Annotated in this window: 25 protein-coding genes; 20 read left to right on the forward strand and 5 right to left on the reverse strand. The window is 67.8% G+C overall.

Annotated elements, in window-relative coordinates:
- Positions 1–17: 17 nt before the first annotated feature.
- The 3 genes from IEY89_RS14300 to IEY89_RS14310 form a co-directional block, all read right to left on the reverse strand.
- Positions 18–2,351: a hypothetical protein gene (locus tag IEY89_RS14300; RefSeq protein WP_189147771.1), complete on the reverse strand. Its 2,334-nt coding sequence runs from the start codon at positions 2,349–2,351 to the stop codon at positions 18–20.
- Positions 2,348–3,244, reverse strand: a complete 897-nt coding sequence (locus tag IEY89_RS14305) for a hypothetical protein (RefSeq protein WP_189147772.1) — start codon at positions 3,242–3,244, stop codon at positions 2,348–2,350. Before IEY89_RS14305 ends, IEY89_RS14300 begins: the two co-directional genes overlap by 4 nt.
- A gap of 460 nt (positions 3,245–3,704) precedes the next feature.
- The gene (locus IEY89_RS14310; protein ID WP_189147773.1) at positions 3,705–4,418 is read right to left on the reverse strand and encodes a Crp/Fnr family transcriptional regulator; all 714 of its coding nucleotides are present in this window, start codon (positions 4,416–4,418) and stop codon (positions 3,705–3,707) included.
- Positions 4,419–4,830: 412 nt separating this feature from the next.
- Between IEY89_RS14310 and rpsL the strand changes: the two genes are divergently transcribed.
- From rpsL to IEY89_RS14340, 6 genes are all read left to right on the forward strand, one after another.
- A complete protein-coding gene (rpsL, locus tag IEY89_RS14315) occupies positions 4,831–5,202 on the forward strand; it encodes a 30S ribosomal protein S12 (protein ID WP_003948652.1) in 372 nt (123 codons plus the stop codon).
- 2 nt (positions 5,203–5,204) lie between these two features.
- On the forward strand, positions 5,205–5,675 hold the full coding sequence (rpsG, locus tag IEY89_RS14320; protein WP_005481264.1) for a 30S ribosomal protein S7: 471 nt from the start codon (positions 5,205–5,207) through the stop codon (positions 5,673–5,675).
- Between the two features lie 39 nt (positions 5,676–5,714).
- Complete coding sequence (gene fusA, locus IEY89_RS14325; protein WP_189147774.1) at positions 5,715–7,841, forward strand: elongation factor G; 2,127 nt, start codon at positions 5,715–5,717, stop codon at positions 7,839–7,841.
- 142 nt (positions 7,842–7,983) lie between these two features.
- Positions 7,984–9,177, forward strand: a complete 1,194-nt coding sequence (tuf, locus tag IEY89_RS14330; protein ID WP_189147775.1) for an elongation factor Tu — start codon at positions 7,984–7,986, stop codon at positions 9,175–9,177.
- A gap of 205 nt (positions 9,178–9,382) precedes the next feature.
- A complete protein-coding gene (locus IEY89_RS14335; RefSeq protein WP_189147776.1) occupies positions 9,383–12,481 on the forward strand; it encodes a glycosyl hydrolase 115 family protein in 3,099 nt (1,032 codons plus the stop codon).
- A gap of 37 nt (positions 12,482–12,518) precedes the next feature.
- Positions 12,519–13,589 carry an endo-1,4-beta-xylanase gene (locus tag IEY89_RS14340; protein WP_189147777.1) on the forward strand — a complete coding sequence of 357 codons (1,071 nt, stop codon included), beginning with the start codon at positions 12,519–12,521 and terminating at the stop codon, positions 13,587–13,589.
- 72 nt (positions 13,590–13,661) lie between these two features.
- Here IEY89_RS14340 and IEY89_RS14345 read toward each other — a convergent pair whose 3' ends face one another.
- Both IEY89_RS14345 and IEY89_RS14350 read right to left on the reverse strand, forming a co-directional pair.
- Positions 13,662–13,856 carry a hypothetical protein gene (locus IEY89_RS14345; protein WP_189147778.1) on the reverse strand — a complete coding sequence of 65 codons (195 nt, stop codon included), beginning with the start codon at positions 13,854–13,856 and terminating at the stop codon, positions 13,662–13,664.
- Positions 13,840–14,109 carry a hypothetical protein gene (locus IEY89_RS14350; RefSeq protein ID WP_189147779.1) on the reverse strand — a complete coding sequence of 90 codons (270 nt, stop codon included), beginning with the start codon at positions 14,107–14,109 and terminating at the stop codon, positions 13,840–13,842. The genes IEY89_RS14345 and IEY89_RS14350 overlap by 17 nt, the downstream gene beginning before the upstream one ends.
- 463 nt (positions 14,110–14,572) lie before the next feature.
- Here IEY89_RS14350 and rpsJ point away from each other — a divergent pair, with 463 nt between their 5' ends.
- The 14 genes from rpsJ to rplE all read left to right on the forward strand — a co-directional run bounded on the left by rpsJ (position 14,573) and on the right by rplE (position 21,342).
- Positions 14,573–14,881: a 30S ribosomal protein S10 gene (gene rpsJ / locus IEY89_RS14355; protein WP_003948644.1), complete on the forward strand. Its 309-nt coding sequence runs from the start codon at positions 14,573–14,575 to the stop codon at positions 14,879–14,881.
- Positions 14,882–14,898: 17 nt separating this feature from the next.
- On the forward strand, positions 14,899–15,543 hold the full coding sequence (rplC, locus tag IEY89_RS14360; protein ID WP_189147780.1) for a 50S ribosomal protein L3: 645 nt from the start codon (positions 14,899–14,901) through the stop codon (positions 15,541–15,543).
- Between the two features lie 7 nt (positions 15,544–15,550).
- On the forward strand, positions 15,551–16,207 hold the full coding sequence (gene rplD / locus IEY89_RS14365; RefSeq protein ID WP_006375997.1) for a 50S ribosomal protein L4: 657 nt from the start codon (positions 15,551–15,553) through the stop codon (positions 16,205–16,207).
- Positions 16,207–16,626 carry a 50S ribosomal protein L23 gene (gene rplW, locus IEY89_RS14370; protein WP_189147781.1) on the forward strand — a complete coding sequence of 140 codons (420 nt, stop codon included), beginning with the start codon at positions 16,207–16,209 and terminating at the stop codon, positions 16,624–16,626. The genes rplD and rplW overlap by 1 nt, the downstream gene beginning before the upstream one ends.
- Before the next feature lie 38 nt (positions 16,627–16,664).
- A complete protein-coding gene (rplB, locus tag IEY89_RS14375; protein ID WP_006376052.1) occupies positions 16,665–17,501 on the forward strand; it encodes a 50S ribosomal protein L2 in 837 nt (278 codons plus the stop codon).
- 12 nt (positions 17,502–17,513) lie between these two features.
- Complete coding sequence (gene rpsS, locus IEY89_RS14380; protein ID WP_024755409.1) at positions 17,514–17,795, forward strand: 30S ribosomal protein S19; 282 nt, start codon at positions 17,514–17,516, stop codon at positions 17,793–17,795.
- A 42-nt stretch (positions 17,796–17,837) separates the two neighbouring features.
- On the forward strand, positions 17,838–18,185 hold the full coding sequence (rplV, locus tag IEY89_RS14385; protein WP_052859704.1) for a 50S ribosomal protein L22: 348 nt from the start codon (positions 17,838–17,840) through the stop codon (positions 18,183–18,185).
- Positions 18,185–19,033, forward strand: a complete 849-nt coding sequence (rpsC, locus tag IEY89_RS14390; RefSeq protein ID WP_053746346.1) for a 30S ribosomal protein S3 — start codon at positions 18,185–18,187, stop codon at positions 19,031–19,033. Before rplV ends, rpsC begins: the two co-directional genes overlap by 1 nt.
- Positions 19,034–19,038: 5 nt before the next feature.
- Complete coding sequence (gene rplP, locus IEY89_RS14395; RefSeq protein ID WP_164318975.1) at positions 19,039–19,458, forward strand: 50S ribosomal protein L16; 420 nt, start codon at positions 19,039–19,041, stop codon at positions 19,456–19,458.
- On the forward strand, positions 19,458–19,682 hold the full coding sequence (rpmC, locus tag IEY89_RS14400) for a 50S ribosomal protein L29 (protein ID WP_005481220.1): 225 nt from the start codon (positions 19,458–19,460) through the stop codon (positions 19,680–19,682). The genes rplP and rpmC overlap by 1 nt, the downstream gene beginning before the upstream one ends.
- Positions 19,682–19,972, forward strand: coding sequence for a 30S ribosomal protein S17 (gene rpsQ, locus IEY89_RS14405; RefSeq protein WP_189147782.1), 291 nt, complete (start codon positions 19,682–19,684; stop codon positions 19,970–19,972). Before rpmC ends, rpsQ begins: the two co-directional genes overlap by 1 nt.
- A 118-nt stretch (positions 19,973–20,090) precedes the next feature.
- Positions 20,091–20,459: a 50S ribosomal protein L14 gene (gene rplN / locus IEY89_RS14410; RefSeq protein WP_006376015.1), complete on the forward strand. Its 369-nt coding sequence runs from the start codon at positions 20,091–20,093 to the stop codon at positions 20,457–20,459.
- Positions 20,460–20,461: 2 nt separating this feature from the next.
- Entirely contained in the window at positions 20,462–20,785 is a 324-nt protein-coding gene (rplX, locus tag IEY89_RS14415) for a 50S ribosomal protein L24 (protein WP_006376030.1), read from the forward strand.
- Complete coding sequence (gene rplE, locus IEY89_RS14420; RefSeq protein WP_006376054.1) at positions 20,785–21,342, forward strand: 50S ribosomal protein L5; 558 nt, start codon at positions 20,785–20,787, stop codon at positions 21,340–21,342. Before rplX ends, rplE begins: the two co-directional genes overlap by 1 nt.
- The last annotated feature ends 2 nt before the right edge of the window (positions 21,343–21,344 follow it).

A 21,344-nucleotide genomic window follows, 5' to 3' on the forward strand; every position in this document is an offset into this window, starting at 1 on the left:
GGGCGGGGACGTGGCTGCTAGCGGACGGGAAGCGTCGTCAGGAGGCGGGCCGCCACCGCGGGCGGGGGCGCGCCGTCCTCGCCCGGCATCGTCCGCAGGAGGTGGCCCAGGCGCTGGTACTCCGCCGGGGTGGTGACCAGGGCCGGGAGAAGGGCCGCCAGGGCCCACTCCGTGGCCGTGGAGCGGTCGGCGATGAGGATCCACTCGCGCAGGACGTCCAGGGCGGGCCGGGTCGCGTTCGGGTCGCCCAGCGCCGCCCGCCACAGGAACGGGATGTCGCGGGCGGCGGCCGAGCCCTCGGTGGCCGCCTGTGCGTACCAGCCGAGGACCAGCGGATGGCCGTACCGCTCGTCGTCCTGGGTGTGGCGGCAGGCGCTGACGAAGCCGCCGACGGTCAGGTCGTGCACCGGGCGGTCGTCGGCGAGGTGTGCGCGCAGTTCGGCGAGGACACGGTCGCCGGCCTCGGAGAGGAGCAACAGGGCGACGGCCTCGGCGAGTTCGCGGGCCATCTCGCGGTCGGAGTCGTCCGGGTCGGCGAGGTCCCGGCGCAGGCCGCGGGCAGCTGTGCGCAGCGCGGCGAGGGCCTGTTCGGGGCGTTCGGCGCCGATCAGCGCGTACGCCCGGACGGCCACCCAGCGCAGTCGCCGGTTCTCGCCCCTGGACCACTCGTCGAGGATGCGCGGGATGTTCGGCGTGTCGATGAGGTGGGCGAGGGTGAGCGCGTTGACGGCCACCAGGCGGTGCCGGAAGCGCTGGGAGGTCGCCCAGGGTTCGATGACCAGGGCCATGGCCGAGGGGAGGTCCGTGCGGGCCAGGACGGCCACTGTGGACGCGGCCCGGGTGCGGACGAGAGGACGGCCGTCGTCGGCCAGGCGGCGCAGCCAGTCGATCAGCGCGGGGCGCGCCGAGGGGTGGCCCGTCCAGACCTCGCGCAGCAGTACGAGGGAGGCGCGGTCGTCGGTGAACCGGGCCTTCTGCTGGGTCACCGGGCCCCACTCGGTGTGCTCGTCGTCCTCGTACCGCTCGGCACGGGCGAGTTGGAGGCGTTTGCCGATGTGGGTGCCGAAGACGGGGACCTCGGGGACGCCCGCCGGGTTCTGGGTCCGCTGGAGGAACCGGTAGAGCAGATCGCTGAGTTCGGCGGTGAGGGCGTAGGGGCCGTCGTCGAACGCGGCCAGCGCGACCAGGAACGCCTTGTCACGCAGATGGATCGACGCCTCGTCCTCCTCGAACCACTCCTGGACCTGGTTCTCCAGGGAGATCAGGGAGAACTGGGCGACGGCGTTCTCGGTGACCTCGCCGGCCGCGTACCGGCCGAGCAACTGGGCGAACGCGGCGACCTCGCGGAGCTGGTGGCTGCGACTCAGGAACGCGGTGACGTCCGGAAGCTCGAGCAGCTTCGCCGCAGTCGCCTCGTCGTCGACCCGGGTGCGGAGGTGGGCGGCCAGGACGTCCGCCGTCCGCGGCGGCTGCCAGTTGACGACCGGTACGTCCTCCAGGACGGCCGTCGGACCGACGGTGACGACGAGGTACGCGTCCCGCGCGGTCAGACGGTCGCGGGCGGCGAGGAGGTGGTGCTCGCGGAGGGGGCGGTCGCGGCGGGTGACGAGGTCGGCGAGGACGTAACCGCGGGGGCGGGCTGTGCCTACGCCGTTGGTGTCTCCGGTGGCTTCGCCGTTGGTTTCTCGGGTGGTCTCTCCGGCGGTTCCGTCGGCTGTTCTCTCGGCGGTTCCGACCGGTGTGGTGAACCTGTCCGCCAGGGCCCCCGGGTTCGTGTCGCGGTCGAGCGTGTGTACGGGGGCCGCCCCGAGCCGGTGCAGGAGCATCAGGGCGGCCGTGTGTCTGCCGGTGAAGCGGGCGCCCGACAGGACGAGGACGCGGTCCCTGCGCAGGCGGGCCAGCAGGGCCTGGACGGTCGAGTCGGCGGCGACGAACGAGGCGGCGAGCCGGTCGAGCGTGCTCTGCGGGACCTCACCGGAGGCGGAGGCGGCGGCGGACGGGGCGGAGAACCCGGGTATCGACCACTGGTGGATCTCGGTCTTGCTGCCCATGATCACGTCACCCGCGACCTGACCGCCGCTGACGCCGTGCTGGCTGCCGCCGACCACGCTGCCGCCGAAGCGGGAACGGTCGCCGACGTTCATGGTCCTGGGGCTGTGGTCGATCAGGTCGCGCCGCGCCGACCAGGCGGTCTGGGGCTGCTCGCGTTCCTCCGATCCCTCGGAGCCCTCGGCTTCCCCGGACTCCTTCGAGTCCTTGGCGGCGCCGTCTCTGCCGTCCTTGCCGTCGGCGGAGGCGGACGGGTCCGCCGGCCCGGGGCGGGCGGCCTCCGCCGCGTCCGGGGTGCTCATGAGCCGTCACCCCCGTTGCGGCCACCCAGGTTGACGTCTCCGGTGACCTGGCCGCCACTGACGCCGTGCTGGTCGCCCGTCACCACGCTGCCGCCGATGTTCACGGCGCCGTTGAAGTTGAGGACGGGGCCCGGGGCGGGACGGCTCTCGGGGGAGGCGCCCTGCGCGGGGACTCTCGGTGCCGCCGTCGCTTCCTCCGGCGTCGGTGGGGTCCGTGGCGCCGGGCGGTCCCCCGGACCGCCCGGCGCCTCCCCCGCCCCCGTGTCACGGTGGTCCTGGTCGGCCGGGCCGACGCTGCCGGCCGGGGCTGCCTGGTGGCCGCTGGGCAGCGGGCCGTGCAGCCAGGCCCTCATCGGGCCGTTCTTGGTGTCGACCCCGACCGGGTGGAACTCGGCGGCCGGGATGCCGCGGTGGTCGTGCCGTACGACGCCGGTGTACAGGGCGTCCGACACGATCAGGGCGAAGTCCTGGGGGCGTTCGCGCAGGGCCGCCCGCAGCAGCTGGGCGTCCAGCAGCCGACAGGCGTTGTTCAGGTCGGTGCCGACCCAGCCGTCGTGCTCGTCCACGGCCACGTACCCGGTGGCGACGACACCGCGCAGCCGGATCTGGGCCGAGCTGGACGCCATCCGGTTGACGGCCCACAACTGCGCCGGCACCTCCACGAGCAGGGCGCGCAGCAGGGCGGTGACCGGGGCGTTCGCGTCGATGAGCTCCATCACGGAGTCTCCGCGGTCGGCGCGCAGGCGACGGGTCTCGTCGATGCCGGCGCTTTCGAGTGCGCGGTCGGTGATGTCGTAGAGCATGCGCCGCAGGTACGCCTGTTCCACGTCGTCCCGGTCGCTGAACCTCTCTATGTCCAGCAGCAGGATCGTGCGGCTCACGGGGTCGGTCATGGTCGCCCTTCGACACGGGGTTGCTTGCAGCAGCGTGGCGGGTGGGGGCGGGGGTGTGTGAGGGCGGATGACGCAGTCGGAGTGTGACGGGGTACACAGAAGGGGTGTTCGAGACTGAGGTCGGCTGGGGTTGCCGTCTGCTGGGGGCGCTGCCCCCAGACCCCCGTTCGCGCTGAACGCGCTCGTCCTCGATCGCCGGACGGGCTGGAGATGCGGGCCGGTGCTTGAGACGCCGAGACCGGCGGCTGAGACGCCGAGAGCGGCAGAGGATGCCCAGGCCGACGGCTGAGGTACAGAGACCGGCAGCGGATGCCAAGGCCGACGCCGGCGATGCCAAGGCCGGCGGCTGAGATGCCGAGGCCTGTGCTGAAGGGATGCGGCGAACGGGTCGGCGGCGGGGAACGCGCGGGCTGGGATGCATCGGCCGCGTCTGTTGGAGCGCCGGATGCGCTGCACCCCGTCATCCCTCGGCGGAGGCGATCCTTCGCAGGATGTCCGGTCGGCGTATCAGCAGCGCTCGCCTTCCCGTTTCCACGGCTTCCTTCTCGCGCAGTTCGCGCAGCAGGCGCTGGACCATCTCCCGGGAGGCGCCCACCGAGCCCGCCAGTTCCTGTTTGCTCAGGGGGACGGAGAGTTCGATGCCCTCGGGGGTGCGGCGGCCGTGGGTGCGGGCGAGGTCGAGGAGGAGTATCGCGAAGCGTTCCCGTACGTTCATGGAGGCGAACTCCAGGCGGCGGCGGTCCGCGGCTCGGGTGCGGTCGGCCGTGAGGCCCAGCAGGGCGAACGAAACAGCTGGTGAACGGCTCAGGAAGTCGGTGAAGCGGGCGTGTTCCACGACCACCGCCCGCACCACCTCCAGCGCGGTCACCGTGGCAGACCGGGGACGCCCGGTGAGTGCCGCCGACTCGCCGACGATGTCGCCGGGGCCGCGCAGCGAGAGGAGTGCCTCGTAGCCGTTGGCGGCCGACGCGGTGACCTTTGTCCAGCCCTGGACCAGGAAGAGGACGTGGGAGGAGGGCTCGCTCTGGTGGATCAGGGTCACCCGGGTGGCGAAATTCAGCTCGTGGCCCAGGGACAGGAGGGCCGTGCGGTCTTCCTGTTCAAGGCGGGCGAGGAAGGGCACCCGGTCGTCCAGGCCCCCGTCGTCCAGTGAGTACACGGCCGTCCCGATCACGCTCAGCCCCCGAATTGTCGCAGCGGACGGATCAAGGTACTGAACGGGTGGCGTCTCAGGGCTGTAAAGGGCGCGATTCAGCCACCTTGGCTCGCAACCGGCCAAAGGTTGGCGGACGATGTCACAAGCGGTCAAAGGAGGGCTCGTGGGCCGTCCGAAGCCCGGCGTGTCGTACCGCTCTCCATTTGTTTTGACCGAAGTCGTTGAGGTAGGTACGCTCAGACCTTGTGCCTGGGGTGTGCCCTGGCCCTCGTGCGTGCCTTCGAACCGCGCGGGGAGCCGTAAGTGACCACCGCAATCTGCGCCCTTCCCGCCTCGCGGCGGGGATCTGCAGTATTCGACACACCCGACCGCGTGGGTCGGCGATGTTCCAGGTTAGCTTCACCATCGGCACACAGAAACCGGAGAAGTAGTGCCTACGATCCAGCAGCTGGTCCGGAAGGGCCGGCAGGACAAGGTCGAGAAGAACAAGACGCCCGCGCTCGAGGGCTCTCCCCAGCGCCGTGGTGTCTGCACGCGTGTGTTCACGACCACCCCGAAGAAGCCGAACTCGGCCCTGCGTAAGGTCGCGCGTGTGCGTCTGACCAGCGGGATCGAGGTCACCGCTTACATTCCGGGTGAGGGACACAACCTGCAGGAGCACTCCATCGTGCTCGTGCGTGGTGGCCGTGTGAAGGACCTGCCCGGTGTTCGCTACAAGATCATCCGCGGCTCCCTTGACACCCAGGGTGTCAAGAACCGCAAGCAGGCCCGCAGCCGCTACGGCGCCAAGAAGGAGAAGTAAGAATGCCTCGTAAGGGCCCCGCCCCGAAGCGCCCGGTCATCATCGACCCGGTCTACGGTTCTCCTCTTGTCACGTCGCTGATCAACAAGGTGCTGCTGAACGGCAAGCGCTCCACCGCCGAGCGCATCGTGTACGGCGCCATGGAGGGCCTGCGCGAGAAGACCAGCAATGACCCGGTCATCACGCTGAAGCGCGCGCTGGAGAACATCAAGCCGACCCTTGAGGTCAAGTCCCGCCGTGTCGGTGGTGCGACGTACCAGGTCCCGATCGAGGTCAAGCCCGGTCGTGCCAACACGCTCGCGCTGCGCTGGCTGGTCGGTTACTCCCGCGCCCGTCGCGAGAAGACCATGACCGAGCGTCTGCTCAACGAGCTTCTCGACGCTTCGAACGGCCTCGGCGCGGCCGTCAAGAAGCGCGAGGACACCCACAAGATGGCCGAGTCGAACAAGGCCTTCGCGCACTACCGCTGGTAGTCGCTCCCCCCATCGAGACCGAGAGAAGACCGAAGCCTTATGGCTACCACTTCACTTGACCTGGCCAGGGTCCGCAACATCGGGATCATGGCCCACATCGACGCGGGCAAGACGACCACCACCGAGCGGATCCTCTTCTACACCGGCGTCAGCTACAAGATCGGTGAGGTCCACGACGGCGCTGCCACCATGGACTGGATGGAGCAGGAGCAGGAGCGTGGCATCACGATCACCTCTGCTGCCACCACCTGTCACTGGCCGCTCGAGGACGACGACTACACGATCAACATCATCGACACCCCCGGGCACGTCGACTTCACCGTCGAGGTGGAGCGTTCGCTCCGCGTCCTCGACGGCGCTGTCACGGTGTTCGACGGCGTCGCCGGTGTCGAGCCGCAGTCCGAGACGGTGTGGCGTCAGGCCGACCGTTACGGCGTGCCGCGTATCTGCTTCGTCAACAAGCTCGACCGGACCGGCGCGGAGTTCCACCGCTGCGTCGACATGATCAAGGACCGCCTCGGTGCGGTGCCGCTGATCATGCAGCTTCCGATCGGTGCCGAGATGGACTTCAAGGGCGTTGTGGACCTGGTCCGCATGAAGGCGCTCGTGTGGTCCGCCGAGGCGGCGAAGGGCGAGATGTACGACGTCGTCGACATCCCGGCCACGCACGCCGAGGCTGCCGAGGAGTACCGCGGCAAGCTGGTCGAGGCCGTCGCCGAGAACGACGACGAGATCATGGAGCTGTTCCTGGAGGGCCAGGAGCCCACCGAGGAGCAGCTGTACGCCGCGATCCGTCGCGTCACCATCGCGTCCGGCAAGTCCAACGGCGTCACGGTCACCCCGGTGTTCTGTGGCACCGCGTTCAAGAACAAGGGCGTCCAGCCCCTGCTCGACGCGGTCGTCCGCTACCTGCCGACCCCGCTCGACGTCGAGGCCATCGAGGGCCACGACGTGAAGGACCCCGAGCTGGTCGTCAAGCGCAAGCCGTCCGTGGACGAGCCGCTGTCGGCGCTGGCGTTCAAGATCATGAGCGACCCGCACCTCGGCAAGCTCACGTTCGTGCGTATCTACTCCGGACGCCTGGAGACCGGCACCGCGGTGCTGAACTCCGTCAAGGGCAAGAAGGAGCGCATCGGCAAGATCTACCGTATGCACGCGAACAAGCGTGAGGAGATCGAGGCGGTGGGCGCCGGTGACATCGTCGCCGTGATGGGTCTGAAGCAGACCACGACCGGTGAGACGCTCTGTGATGACAAGAACCCGGTGATCCTGGAGTCCATGGACTTCCCGGCGCCGGTCATCCAGGTCGCCATCGAGCCCAAGTCCAAGGGTGACCAGGAGAAGCTGGGTGTCGCCATCCAGCGTCTCGCGGAGGAGGACCCCTCCTTCCACGTTCACTCGGACGAGGAGACGGGCCAGACCATCCTCGGCGGTATGGGCGAGCTGCACCTTGAGGTGCTGGTCGACCGTATGAAGCGCGAGTTCAGGGTCGAAGCCAACGTCGGTAAGCCGCAGGTCGCGTACCGTGAGACGATCCGTAAGGCCGTCGAGCGCGTGGACTACACCCACAAGAAGCAGACCGGTGGTACCGGTCAGTTCGCCAAGGTGCAGATCGCGATCGAGCCCATCACGGACGGCGACGCGTCGTACGAGTTCGTGAACAAGGTCACCGGTGGCCGTATCCCGCGGGAGTACATTCCTTCGGTGGACGCCGGTGCGCAGGAGGCCATGCAGTTCGGCATCCTCGCCGGCTACGAGATGACGGGCGTCCGCGTCACGCTTCTCGACGGTGCCTACCACGAGGTCGACTCCTCCGAGCTCGCGTTCAAGATCGCCGGATCGCAGGCCTTCAAGGAGGCCGCGCGCAAGGCGAGCCCTGTGCTCCTGGAGCCGATGATGGCCGTCGAGGTCACCACGCCCGAGGACTACATGGGTGACGTCATTGGCGACATCAACTCCCGCCGTGGTCAGATCCAGGCCATGGAGGAGCGTGCCGGTGCCCGCGTCGTGAAGGGCCTCGTGCCCCTCTCGGAGATGTTCGGCTACGTCGGTGACCTCCGCAGCAAGACCTCGGGTCGCGCAAGCTACTCGATGCAGTTCGACTCCTACGCCGAGGTTCCCAGGAACGTCGCCGAGGAGATCATCGCGAAGGCCAAGGGCGAGTAACGCACCCGGTTTACACGCTTTAGGCTTGACCCGACCGCCGGGGGAAACCCGGGAGGGAAAACCCCGGCGGGCGGCATCCCAGCAAAGATCACCTGGCGCCGATGAGTAAGGCGTACCAGAACCACTCCGCAGGAGGACCCCAGTGGCGAAGGCAAAGTTCGAGCGGACTAAGCCGCACGTCAACATCGGCACCATCGGTCACATCGACCACGGTAAGACGACCCTCACGGCCGCCATTACCAAGGTGCTGCACGACAAGTACCCCGACCTGAACGAGGCCTCGGCCTTCGACCAGATCGACAAGGCTCCTGAAGAGCGTCAGCGCGGTATCACGATCTCGATCGCGCACGTCGAGTACCAGACGGAGGGTCGTCACTACGCCCACGTCGACTGCCCGGGTCACGCGGACTACATCAAGAACATGATCACCGGTGCCGCGCAGATGGACGGCGCGATCCTGGTCGTGGCCGCCACCGACGGTCCGATGCCGCAGACCAAGGAGCACGTGCTCCTGGCCCGCCAGGTCGGCGTGCCGTACATCGTCGTCGCGCTGAACAAGGCCGACATGGTGGACGACGAGGAGATCCTGGAGCTCGTCGAGCTCGAGGTTCGTGAGCTCCTCTCCGAGTACGAGTTCCCGGGCGACGACCTGCCGGTCGTCAAGGTCTCGGCGCTCAAGGCGCTCGAGGGCGACGCCGAGTGGGGTCAGTCGGTTCTCGACCTCATGGCCGCCGTCGACGAGGCGATCCCGACCCCCGAGCGTGACGTCGACAAGCCGTTCCTCATGCCCGTCGAGGACGTCTTCACGATCACCGGTCGCGGTACGGTCGTCACCGGCCGTATCGAGCGTGGTGTCCTGAAGGTCAACGAGACCGTTGACATCATCGGCATCAAGCAGGAGAAGACCACCACCACGGTCACCGGCATCGAGATGTTCCGCAAGCTGCTCGACGAGGGCCAGGCGGGCGAGAACGTCGGTCTGCTCCTCCGTGGCATCAAGCGCGAGGATGTCGAGCGCGGCCAGGTCATCATCAAGCCCGGCTCGGTCACCCCGCACACCTCGTTCGAGGCGCAGGCCTACATCCTGTCCAAGGACGAGGGCGGCCGTCACACGCCGTTCTTCAACAACTACCGTCCCCAGTTCTACTTCCGCACCACGGACGTGACCGGTGTCGTTACCCTCCCCGAGGGCACCGAGATGGTCATGCCGGGCGACAACACCGAGATGAGCGTCGAGCTCATCCAGCCCATCGCCATGGAAGAGGGCCTGAAGTTCGCCATCCGTGAGGGTGGCCGGACCGTGGGCGCCGGCCAGGTCATCAAGATCACCAAGTAGTCCTTGGTGGCTTGACAGCCTGACCTCGGTATCTCTCGCGAGCTGCCTGAAGAGGCCCGTACGACTTCGGTCGTGCGGGTCTCTTTGCTTTTCCCGCTTTGCTGTTACGAAAATATTCGGCGCGTACGACCCATTGTTCACTCCGCGCACCCGCCCCCACATTTGTCATGCCACTGACCAAATTCGGCGGAGGGGTGGGTGCGTCATGTCTGGGGCCGTCAGCCGTAGAGCTGTCCTTGGGGCCGGTCTCGCGGCGGTGCCGGTGCTGTCGGGGGTCGCGTGGGCGGGGGAGGGCGCGGTGCGCCGCACGGACTCCGGTGCGTACATCTCGTTCACCGGCGGCGCGTTCGCGGTCGTCGGGGCGCCGGTCGTCGTCAGCGCCGAGGACCATCCCGGCGTCGTACGGGTCGCCGGTGACCTGCGGGACGACATCGAACGCGTCACGGGTGTACGTCCGGCCGCGACCGTCGCCCGTGAGGTGATCCTGGTCGGCACGATCGGCCGCAGCCCGCTGATCGACGGTCTGATCCGCGCCGGCAAGCTGAACGTCAAGGGCATCGCGGGCCGCTGGGAGACCTCGCTCCAGACGGTCGTGGAGCATCCGATGCCGGGCGTCGACCGGGCGTTCGTCATCGCGGGCAGTGACCCACGCGGCACGATCTTCGGAGCGTACGACGTCTCGTACGGCATCGGGGTCTCGCCCTGGTACTGGTGGGACGACGTACCGCCGGTCCACCGGGACGCGGTGTACGTGCTGCCGGGGAGGCATACGCAGGGCACCCCGGCCGTGAAGTACCGCGGGATTTTCATCAACGACGAGAATCCGGCGCTGGGCACCTGGGCGCCGAAGTTCTTCGGCCCCGGGAAGGCTCCCGGCCACCCCGGAGGCTTCAACGCCGCCTTCTTCGAGCGGGTCTTCGAGGTGCTGCTGCGCCTGAAGGCGAACTACCTCTGGCCGGCCGTGTGGGGCAGGGCGTTCGCCGAGGACGACCCGGAGAACCACGCGAGGGCGAAGGCGTACGGCATCGTCATGGGCACGTCCCACGAGGCGCCGATGATGCGGGGCATCGAGGAGTGGAACCGGCACGCGGTGCCGGCGGTGCGCGACAGCGCGGGGAATGTGGTGACTCCGGGGCGGGACCCCTACGGGGGTACGGGCGAGTGGTCGTACCGTCGCAACGCGGAGGCTGTCCGGGCGTACTGGCGTGACGGCATCCGGCGGATGGTCGACGAGGACTTCGAGGGCGTCGTCACCCTGGGCATGCGCGGCAACGGCGACACCAGCCTGCCGGACGGCGACGGCATCGAGCTGATGCGGGAGATCATCGAGACGCAGCGGGGGATCATCGCGGAGGTGACCGGGAAGCCGGTCGAGGAAACCCCGCAGGTGTGGACCCTGTACAAGGAGGTCCAGCGGTACTGGGACCGCGGGTTGAGGGTGCCCGGCGACGTCACCGTCGTGCTGACCGACGACAACTGGGGCAACATCCGCAAGCACCCGGACCCGGCCGAGCCGGCGCGGAGCGGCGGATACGGCCTGTACTACCACTTCGACTACGTGGGCGTCGGCCGCAACTACAAGTGGGTGGACACCGCCAACCTCCAGAACCTCTGGGACCAGCTCCACCAGGCCCACGCGTACGGGAACCACGGCCTGTGGGTGGTGAACGTCGGAGACCTGAAGGGGAACGAACTCCCCGCCGAGTTCTTCCTCGACTACGCCTGGAATCCAGCCCGTTGGGACCTCGCGAACCTGGAGGAGTGGGAACGGCGGTACGCCCGCCAGAACTTCGGCGCCGAGCACGCGGCGGCGATCGCCTCGGTGCTCGCCGGGTACGGGCAGTTGCAGGCCCGTCGCAAGCCCGAGTTGCTCAACCGCCGCATCACGCTCAACCCCGCGAAGGACCCGACGAAGGACGAGTCGGCGATCGTGTACGACGACCAGGAGACCCCTTTCTCCTTCGGTCACCGGGAGTTGGAGCGGGTGACGGAGGAGTGGCGGGGGTTGGCGAGGAAGGCGGAGCGGGTGCGCGGACGCCTGCCCGCCCGGGTGCAGGACGCGTGGTACGAACTCGTCGGGTACCAGGTGGAGGCGACCGCCAACCTCTACGCCCTGCGCGAGGCCGAGTTCGAGAACCTCCTGTACGCGGCCCAGGGGCGCGCGGCGACCAACGACAGCGCGGCACGGGCGGAAGCCGGTCTGGAACGGGACTTCGCGCTCGCCGACCGCTTCAACCACCAGGTGGCGGGCGGCAAGTGGGAGGGCTTCCAGTCGCAGCCGCACATCGGCTACGGGGACGTGGAACGCTACGGGCCCAACGCGCCCTGGCAGCAGCCGGAGAAGGACCATGTGGCGCTGCCGGATGTGCTGTTCCCGGCCGTGCGGCGCGTGCAGCTGCCGGTGGGCGGGGAGTTGGGGGTGGCGGTCGACGGGGCCGAGGACTCGGGGGAGTGGTGGCCGGGGGGCGCTACCAGGGGTGCCGTACTGCCGGTGTTCAGCCCGTACCAGACGCGGCCCGACCAGTACGTCGAGGTGTTCAACCGGGGGCGTACGCCCTTCGAGTACCGGGTGAGGTCGTCGGTGCCGTGGCTGGTGGTGGACCGGCCGAGGGGGCGGGTCGAGCAGCAGGTGCGGTTGAGGGTGGGAGTGGACTGGGCCCGGGTGCCTGACGGTCGTACGGACGCCTCGTTGACGGTGTCGGGAGCGGGGGCGTCGGTGACCGTCGCCTGCGTGCTGGAGAAGCCGTCGCGCAGAGAGCGGCGAGGGCTGCGCGGATTCGTGGAGGCGGGTGGCTATGTGGCGATCGACGCCGACAACCACGCCCGGATGGTGGAGAGTTGGCGGCGACTGGACCGCGTCGGCCGCACCGGCGCGGGGATGACGCCGTGGCCGGTGACGGCTCCGCGCCGCACGCCGGGCGGGGCTTCGGCACGGTTGGAGTACGAGGTCGGCCTGCTGTCGGCGGGTGAGGTGACGGTGTGGGCGTATCTGTCTCCGCGCAACCCGGCGCTTCCGACGGGCGGGCTGCGGTACGCGGTGTCGTTCGACGAGGCAGAGCCGCAGCAGGTCGACATCCACGCGGTCACGGGCGCGGACGACGGACTGATGAACAAGCAGTGGGCCCGCCATACGTCCGACAACGTGAACGTGACGGCGACCAGGCACACGCTGGCCGCGGCGGGCGTCCACCGGCTGAAGTTCTGGGTGGTCGACCCGACGGTGCTGGTGCAGCGGCTGGTGATCGACACGGGCGGGCTGACACCGACGTATCTGGGGCCCTTGGAGAGCCGTCGCATCCGCTGAGTACGTACAGGCAGCACACCGAGTGAGGGGACCGTACATGAACGTCTTCCGTATGCCCGTTTCCGCCGTGGCGCTGGCGGGGGTGGCTCTCCTGATCACCGGGGCAGCCGCCCAGCCCGCGTCGGCGCACCCGAAGCCGGTCCCGCTGAGGGCGCTGGCGGCCGGCACCGGCGTACGCATCGGCACCGCCGTGGACATGGCGGCGCTGGCCGACGACACGACGTACCGCAGGACGACCGCACGGGAGTTCAACTCGGTGACCGCCGAGAACGTCATGAAGTGGGAGTCGGTGGAGCCGAGCCGGGGGACGTACGACTGGCAACCGGCGGACGACCTGGTCCGCTCCGCGAGGGCGCACGGGCAGGCGGTACGGGGGCACACGCTGGTGTGGCACAGCCAGTTGCCGGGTTGGCTGACGACGGGGGTGGCGGACGGCTCGATCGGGGCGACTGAGCTGCGCGGGATCCTCAGGAACCACATCACCACGGAGGTGAAGCGGTACAAGGGCAGGATCTACCAGTGGGACGTGGTGAACGAGGTCTTCGAGGAGGACGGTTCGCTGCGGAACTCGATCTGGTTGCAGCAGCTGGGCCCCTCGTACATCGAGGACGCCTTCCGCTGGGCGCACGCGGCCGACCCGAAGGCCAAGCTGTTCCTGAACGACTACAACGTCGAGGGGATCAACGCGAAGTCGACGGCCTACTACGACCTGGCGAAGCGGCTGCGGTCAAAAGGGGTCCCGGTACAGGGTTTCGGCATCCAGGGACACCTGGCCATCCAGTACGGCTTCCCGGGCCAGGTCGCCGAGAACCTCGCCCGCTTCGAGAAGCTGGGCATGCAGACGGCGTTCACCGAGGTCGACGTACGCATGATCCTGCCGGTGGACGAGGAGAAGCTCGCGACGCAGGCGACGTACTTCCGGGGACTGCTGGACGCGTGTGTCCAGGCGCGGCGGTGCACCTCGTTCACGGTGTGGGGGTTCAGCGACAAGTACTCGTGGGTGCCGGGGGTCTTCGACGGGCAGGGAGCGGCGACGCTGATGAACGAGGAGTTCGCGCGGAAGCCGGCGTTCGCGGCGGTGGGGGAGGGGCTTGCGGAGGGCGCCTGACGGTCCTGGGTGACGCGTTCCGGGTGACGGGTTCCAGATAACGGGCTCTGGTGGCTCTGGCAGCACGGCAGGTCAGAGGAAGTGTCCGCTGGCGAGGTAGGGCGCCGGTGCGGGCATCCCACGGACGGCGATGTAGCCCTCCTGCCCGATGTCGAGACGGGCGGCGAGGCCGATGTCGACCGCCCACTGGTACTGGTCAGCAGGCGGGCCCGCACCAGGCGTACGCGGGAGGCGCGGGTCACCGATTCCGTCAGCAGCGCGCTCCACGCGTCGAGGGACGAGACCCGGGGGGTTCTCCGACAGGCTCTGCCGCCGAGAGGAAGAAGGCACGCGCCCGGCCGGCTCCGCGCAGCTCCACGGTGATCTGGACCTGCCAGGACGGGAACTCGATCCGTACGGCCAGGGCGTCCGCGGCCCTTGCCCACAGGACGTCCGAGACGCGCAGGCCCTCCGCCCGACAGACCCGTATGTGCGATTCCAGGCGGGCCACCGCCAGGTTCAGGTCCATGTCGTGCGTCACACCAGGGATCATGGCCGGTGCCGCCGACCGGGGGACATGCCCCGGCCGGGTTTGACCTTCGTCACCCTGGGGGTATTCTCTCCGGCTCGATTGGCAAAGGCCCCGCCCCGTATGGCAGACTGTCGGAGTTGCTCGGTCGAGCGCCGATGCTGCGCGCCTCCCGTCGGGAGGACCGGAAGCGAGTCCCACAGTACTCGTCGCCTCAACTGCCGTAAGGCAGCGCTGGGGCGGACGTACGGGAATCTTTCGGGAAGTGTCAGCGGGGTGCAGACCAGGCACCCGGTGGGTGTTTCAACCCCCGGTCCTGCGGTTGCTTTCGGGCGGGCCGCGTCCCTCGTAGGGAAATCCGTAACGGATATCTGTGCGGCAGGAGCGCGACACACCCGACCGCGTGGGTCGGAGGACGGGACGCGAACCCCCGGGTTCCGGAGCGTTTCACTAGACAAAGGACTACTGAGTAGCCATGGCGGGACAGAAGATCCGCATCCGGCTCAAGGCCTACGACCACGAGGTCATCGATTCCTCGGCGAAGAAGATCGTCGAGACGGTGACGCGAACTGGTGCGTCGGTCGCGGGCCCGGTGCCGCTGCCCACTGAGAAGAACGTGTACTGCGTCATCAAGTCGCCGCACAAGTACAAGGACTCGCGCGAGCACTTCGAGATGCGCACGCACAAGCGCCTGATCGACATTCTCGACCCGACGCCCAAGACCGTTGACTCTCTGATGCGACTCGACCTCCCGGCCGGTGTCGACATCGAGATCAAGCTCTAGGGGACGGTGATCTGAGAATGGCTAAGCAGATCAAGGGCATCCTGGGCGAGAAGCTCGGCATGACGCAGGTGTGGGACGAGAACAACCGTGTTGTTCCCGTCACCGTCGTCAAGGCCGGTCCGAACGTCGTGACCCAGGTCCGTACGAATGACTCCGACGGCTACGAGTCGGTCCAGATCGCCTTCGGCGAGATCGACCCTCGCAAGGTGAACAAGCCCCTCAAGGGTCACTTCGCCAAGGCTGACGTCACCCCCCGCCGCCACCTCGTCGAGATCCGTACCGCTGGTGCCAGCGAGTACACCCTCGGCCAGGAGATCACCGCCGAGACCTTCGAGGCCGGCGTCAAGGTGGACGTGACCGGCAACAGCAAGGGCAAGGGCTTCGCCGGTGTCATGAAGCGTCACAACTTCAAGGGCCTCGGCGCCGGCCACGGTGTCCAGCGCAAGCACCGCTCTCCCGGCTCGATCGGTGGCTGTGCCACCCCCGGCCGTGTGTTCAAGGGCGTCCGCATGGCGGGCCGCATGGGCAACGAGCGGGTCACCACCCAGAACCTGACCGTCCACGCCGTTGACGCGGAGAAGGGTCTGCTGCTCATCAAGGGCGCGATTCCTGGTCCGAACGGCGGCCTCGTCCTGGTCCGCACCGCGGCCAAGGGGGCCTGAGGTACCGATGAGCACTGTTGACATCCTTTCGCCCGCTGGCGAGAAGGCCGGAAGCGTCGAACTCCCCGCGGAGATCTTCGACGTAGAGAAGATCAGCATCCCGCTGCTTCACCAGGTCGTCGTCGCACAGCTGGCCGCTGCCCGTCAGGGCACGCACAAGACCAAGACCCGCGCCGAGGTCCGTGGTGGCGGTAGGAAGCCCTACCGTCAGAAGGGCACCGGCCGCGCCCGTCAGGGTTCGACCCGTGCGCCGCAGTTCGCGGGCGGTGGTGTCGTTCACGGCCCCACCCCGCGTGACTACTCGCAGCGGACCCCGAAGAAGATGAAGGCCGCGGCCCTGCGCCACGCCCTCACCGACCGGGCCCGCAACGCTCGAATCCACGTCATCACCGGCGTGATCGAGGGCGACACCCCCTCCACCAAGGCCGCGAAGAGCTTCCTCGGCAAGGTCAGCGAGCGCAAGAACGTGCTCCTGGTCATCGAGCGCTCCGACGAGGCCGGGCTGCTTTCCGCCCGCAACCTGCCCCAGGTGCACATCCTGGACCCGGGCCAGCTGAACACGTACGACGTTCTCGTCTCGGACGACGTGGTCTTCACCCAGGCCGCTTTCGAGTCCTTCGTGTCCGGCCCCAAGGCCACTGACACCGAAGGGAGCGAGGTCTGATGGCGATCCGTCACCCCGCCATTGCCTCCAAGGCGGCCAAGGCCGCCAAGGCCGCGCGCGTCGCCAAGGCGAAGCGCCACGAGGCCGAGGGCAAGAACACCGTCGTCACGCCGATCAGCAAGTCGTTCACGGACCACCGTGACGTCCTGCTGAAGCCGGTCGTGTCCGAGAAGAGCTACGCGCTCATCGACGAGAACAAGTACACGTTCATCGTCGCTCCCGGAAGCAACAAGACCCAGATCAAGCAGGCCGTCCAGGCGGTCTTCTCGGTCAAGGTCACCGGGGTCAACACGATCAACCGCATCGGCAAGCGCAAGCGCACCAAGAGCGGTTTCGGTAAGCGCGCTGACACCAAGCGCGCGATCGTGACCCTCGCCGAGGGCGACCGTATCGACATCTTCGGCGGTCCGGCCGCGTAAGCGGGTCGGATCGTCCGATATCGGACGAGGACTGAGAAATGGGAATCCGCAAGTACAAGCCGACTACGCCGGGCCGCCGTGGCTCCAGCGTCGCCGACTTCGTCGAGGTCACGCGGTCCACGCCGGAGAAGTCGCTGGTTCGCCCCCTGCACAGCAAGGGCGGCCGTAACAATTCCGGTCGTGTGACCGTTCGCCACCAGGGTGGCGGACACAAGCGCGCCTACCGAGTGATCGACTTCCGTCGTCACGACAAGGACGGCGTGCCGGCGAAGGTCGCGCACATCGAGTACGACCCCAACCGCACCGCGCGCATCGCGCTGCTGCACTACGCGGACGGCGAGAAGCGCTACATCCTCGCCCCCCGCAACCTGTCGCAGGGTGACCGCGTCGAGAACGGTCCTGGGGCCGACATCAAGCCGGGCAACAACCTGGCGCTCCGCAACATCCCGGTCGGTACCACGATCCACGCGATCGAGATCCGTCCCGGTGGCGGCGCCAAGTTCGCCCGCTCCGCAGGCGCCTCGGTACAGCTGCTGGCGAAGGAGGGCACGATGGCCCACCTTCGTATGCCCTCCGGTGAGATCCGTCTGGTCGACCAGCGCTGCCGCGCCACGGTCGGCGAGGTCGGCAACGCCGAGCAGAGCAACATCAACTGGGGCAAGGCCGGCCGTAAGCGCTGGCTGGGCGTCCGCCCGACCGTCCGCGGTGTGGCGATGAACCCGGTTGACCACCCGCACGGTGGTGGTGAAGGCAAGACCTCCGGTGGTCGTCACCCGGTCTCGCCGTGGGGTCAGAAGGAGGGTCGTACTCGTTCGCCGAAGAAGGCTTCGAACAAGTACATCGTCCGCCGCCGCAAGACGAACAAGAAGCGCTAGGAGCGGGTTTAGATGCCGCGCAGTCTCAAGAAGGGACCCTTCGTCGACGGACACCTTGTAAAGAAGGTGGACGTACAGAACGAAGCCGGTACCAAGAACGTCATCAAGACCTGGTCCCGTCGCTCGATGATCATCCCGGCCATGCTCGGCCACACGATCGCGGTGCACAACGGCAAGACCCACATTCCGGTGTTTGTCACCGAGTCGATGGTCGGCCACAAGCTCGGCGAGTTCTCGCCGACGCGCACCTTCCGGGGTCACGTCAAGGACGACCGGAAGTCGAAGCGCCGCTAACGCGGGGTGGAATCGACCATGACAGACACTGGAAGGACAACCATGGAAGCCAGGGCCCAGGCGCGGTACATCCGCGTTACGCCCATGAAGGCCCGCCGCGTGGTGGACCTTATCCGTGGCATGGATGCCACGGAGGCTCAGGCGGTCCTGCGTTTCGCCCCGCAGGCCGCGAGCGTGCCGGTCGGCAAGGTGCTTGACAGCGCCATCGCCAACGCCGCACACAACTACGACCACACCGACGCCGGCAGCCTCGTCATCACCGAGGCGTACGTCGACGAGGGTCCGACTCTGAAGCGGTTCCGTCCGCGTGCCCAGGGTCGCGCCTACCGGATCCGCAAGCGGACCAGCCACATCACCGTGGTCGTCAGCAGCAAGGAAGGAACCCGGTAATGGGCCAGAAGGTTAACCCGCATGGGTTCCGGCTCGGCATCACCACGGACTTCAAGTCCCGGTGGTACGCCGACAAGCTGTACAAGGACTACGTCGGTGAAGACGTCGCCATCCGTCGGATGATGACGTCCGGCATGGAGCGCGCCGGCATCTCGAAGGTTGAGATCGAGCGCACCCGTGACCGCGTCCGCGTCGACATCCACACCGCGCGTCCGGGCATCGTCATCGGCCGCCGTGGCGCCGAGGCCGACCGTATCCGCGGCGACCTGGAGAAGCTGACCAAGAAGCAGGTCCAGCTCAACATCCTCGAGGTCAAGAACCCCGAGCTCGATGCTCAGCTGGTCGCTCAGGCCGTCGCTGAGCAGCTGTCCTCCCGCGTCTCCTTCCGTCGGGCCATGCGTAAGAGCATGCAGTCGACGATGAAGGCCGGCGCCAAGGGCATCAAGATCCAGTGCGGTGGCCGTCTCGGCGGCGCCGAGATGTCCCGCTCGGAGTTCTACCGCGAGGGCCGTGTGCCCCTGCACACGCTCCGCGCGAACGTGGACTACGGCTTCTTCGAGGCCAAGACGACCTTCGGCCGTATCGGTGTGAAGGTCTGGATCTACAAGGGCGACGTCAAGAACATCGCCGAGGTCCGCGCCGAGAACGCCGCTGCCCGTGCGGGTAACCGCCCGGCTCGCGGCGGTGCCGGTGGCGGCAGCGACCGTCCGGCCCGTGGTGGTGGCCGCGGTGGCGAGCGTGGCGGCCGTGGCCGCAAGCCGCAGCAGGCTCCCGCTGCCGAGGCCCCCAAGGCCGAGGCTCCGGCGGCTGCCGCTCCGGCTGCTGAAAGCACCGGAACGGAGGCCTGACCGAAATGCTGATCCCCCGTAGGGTCAAGCACCGCAAGCAGCACCACCCGAAGCGCCGTGGCATGGCCAAGGGCGGTACGGCGGTCTCGTTCGGCGAGTACGGCATTCAGGCCGTCACGCCGGCATACGTGACCAACCGCCAGATCGAGGCGGCCCGTATCGCGATGACCCGCCACATCAAGCGTGGCGGCAAGGTCTGGATCAACATCTACCCGGACCGCCCGCTCACGAAGAAGCCTGCCGAGACCCGCATGGGTTCCGGTAAGGGTTCTCCCGAGTGGTGGATCGCGAACGTGCACCCGGGCCGGGTCATGTTCGAACTGTCCTACCCCAACGAGAAGATCGCCCGTGAGGCCCTCACTCGCGCAGCCCACAAGCTGCCGATGAAGTGCCGGATCGTCAAGCGCGAGGCAGGTGAAGCGTGATGTCGGCCGGTACCAAGGCGTCCGAGCTGCGCGAACTGGGTGACGAGGAGCTTCTCAACAAGCTCCGCGAAGCCAAGGAAGAGCTGTTCAACCTCCGCTTCCAGGCGGCGACCGGTCAGCTCGAGAACCACGGTCGGCTCAAGGCCGTCCGTAAGGACATCGCGCGGATCTACACCCTGATGCGTGAGCGCGAGCTGGGCATCGAGACGGTGGAGAGCGCCTGATGAGCGAGAGCAACGTGACTGAGCAGAGCAGCACCGAAGCCCGAGGCTTCCGCAAGACCCGTGAGGGTCTCGTCGTCAGCGACAAGATGGACAAGACCGTCGTCGTCGCCGTCGAGGACCGCGTGAAGCACGCGCTGTACGGCAAGGTCATCCGCCGTACGAACAAGCTCAAGGCTCACGACGAGCAGAACGCCGCCGGCGTCGGCGACCGTGTCCTCATCATGGAGACCCGGCCGCTGTCCGCCTCGAAGCGGTGGCGCATCGTCGAGATCCTCGAGAAGGCCAAGTAATTCCTCCTGCGGCCCTACGAAAAATAGGGGCCCCGCAGGTCAGTTCCGCCAGGCTCGGTGGGCTCCGTAAATCACTTACGGAGCCCACCGGGAACCGGCAGACAATCAGGAGATAGACGTGATCCAGCAGGAGTCGCGACTGCGTGTCGCCGACAACACTGGTGCGAAGGAAATCCTTTGCATCCGTGTCCTCGGTGGCTCCGGTCGCCGCTACGCGGGCATCGGCGACGTCATCGTCGCCACCGTCAAGGACGCGATCCCCGGTGGCAACGTGAAGAAGGGTGACGTCATCAAGGCCGTCATCGTTCGCACCGTCAAGGAGCGCCGCCGTCCCGACGGCTCGTACATCCGCTTTGACGAGAACGCCGCTGTTGTTCTGAAGAACGACGGCGACCCTCGTGGCACCCGTATCTTCGGCCCGGTGGGCCGGGAGCTGCGCGAGAAGAAGTTCATGAAGATCATCTCGCTCGCGCCGGAGGTGCTGTAAGCATGAAGATCAAGAAGGGCGACCTGGTTCAGGTCATCACCGGTAAGGACAAGGGCAAGCAGGGCAAGGTCATCGCGGCCTTCCCCCGCGAGGACCGCGTCCTGGTCGAGGGTGTCAACCGGGTCAAGAAGCACACCAAGGCCGGCCCGACCGCAAAGGGTTCGCAGGCCGGCGGCATCGTCACGACCGAGGCGCCCGTCCACGTCTCCAACGTCCAGCTGGTCGTTGAGAAGGACGGCAACAAGGTTGTCACGCGTGTCGGTTACCGCTTCGACGACGAGGGCAACAAGATCCGCGTTGCCAAGCGGACGGGTGAGGACATCTGATGACTACCACCACGACTCCGCGTCTCAAGACGAAGTACCGCGAGGACATCGCGGGCAAGCTGCGTGAGGAGTTCTCCTACGAGAACGTCATGCAGATCCCCGGCCTCGTCAAGATCGTGGTCAACATGGGTGTGGGCGACGCCGCCCGCGACTCCAAGCTGATCGAGGGCGCCATCCGCGACCTCACCACGATCACCGGTCAGAAGCCGGCCGTCACCAAGGCCCGTAAGTCCATCGCGCAGTTCAAGCTGCGTGAGGGCCAGCCGATCGGTGCCCACGTCACGCTTCGTGGCGACCGCATGTGGGAGTTCCTGGACCGCACCCTGTCGCTCGCGCTGCCGCGCATCCGCGACTTCCGTGGTCTGTCCCCCAAGCAGTTCGACGGCCGTGGCAACTACACCTTCGGTCTCACCGAGCAGGTCATGTTCCACGAGATCGACCAGGACAAGATCGACCGCACCCGGGGTATGGACATCACCGTGGTGACCACGGCGACCAACGACGCTGAGGGCCGCGCGCTCCTCCGTCACCTCGGCTTCCCCTTCAAGGAGGCGTAAGC

Source organism: Streptomyces lacrimifluminis (genome assembly GCF_014646095.1).
In the GTDB taxonomy this organism is placed as follows: domain Bacteria; phylum Actinomycetota; class Actinomycetes; order Streptomycetales; family Streptomycetaceae; genus Streptomyces; species Streptomyces lacrimifluminis.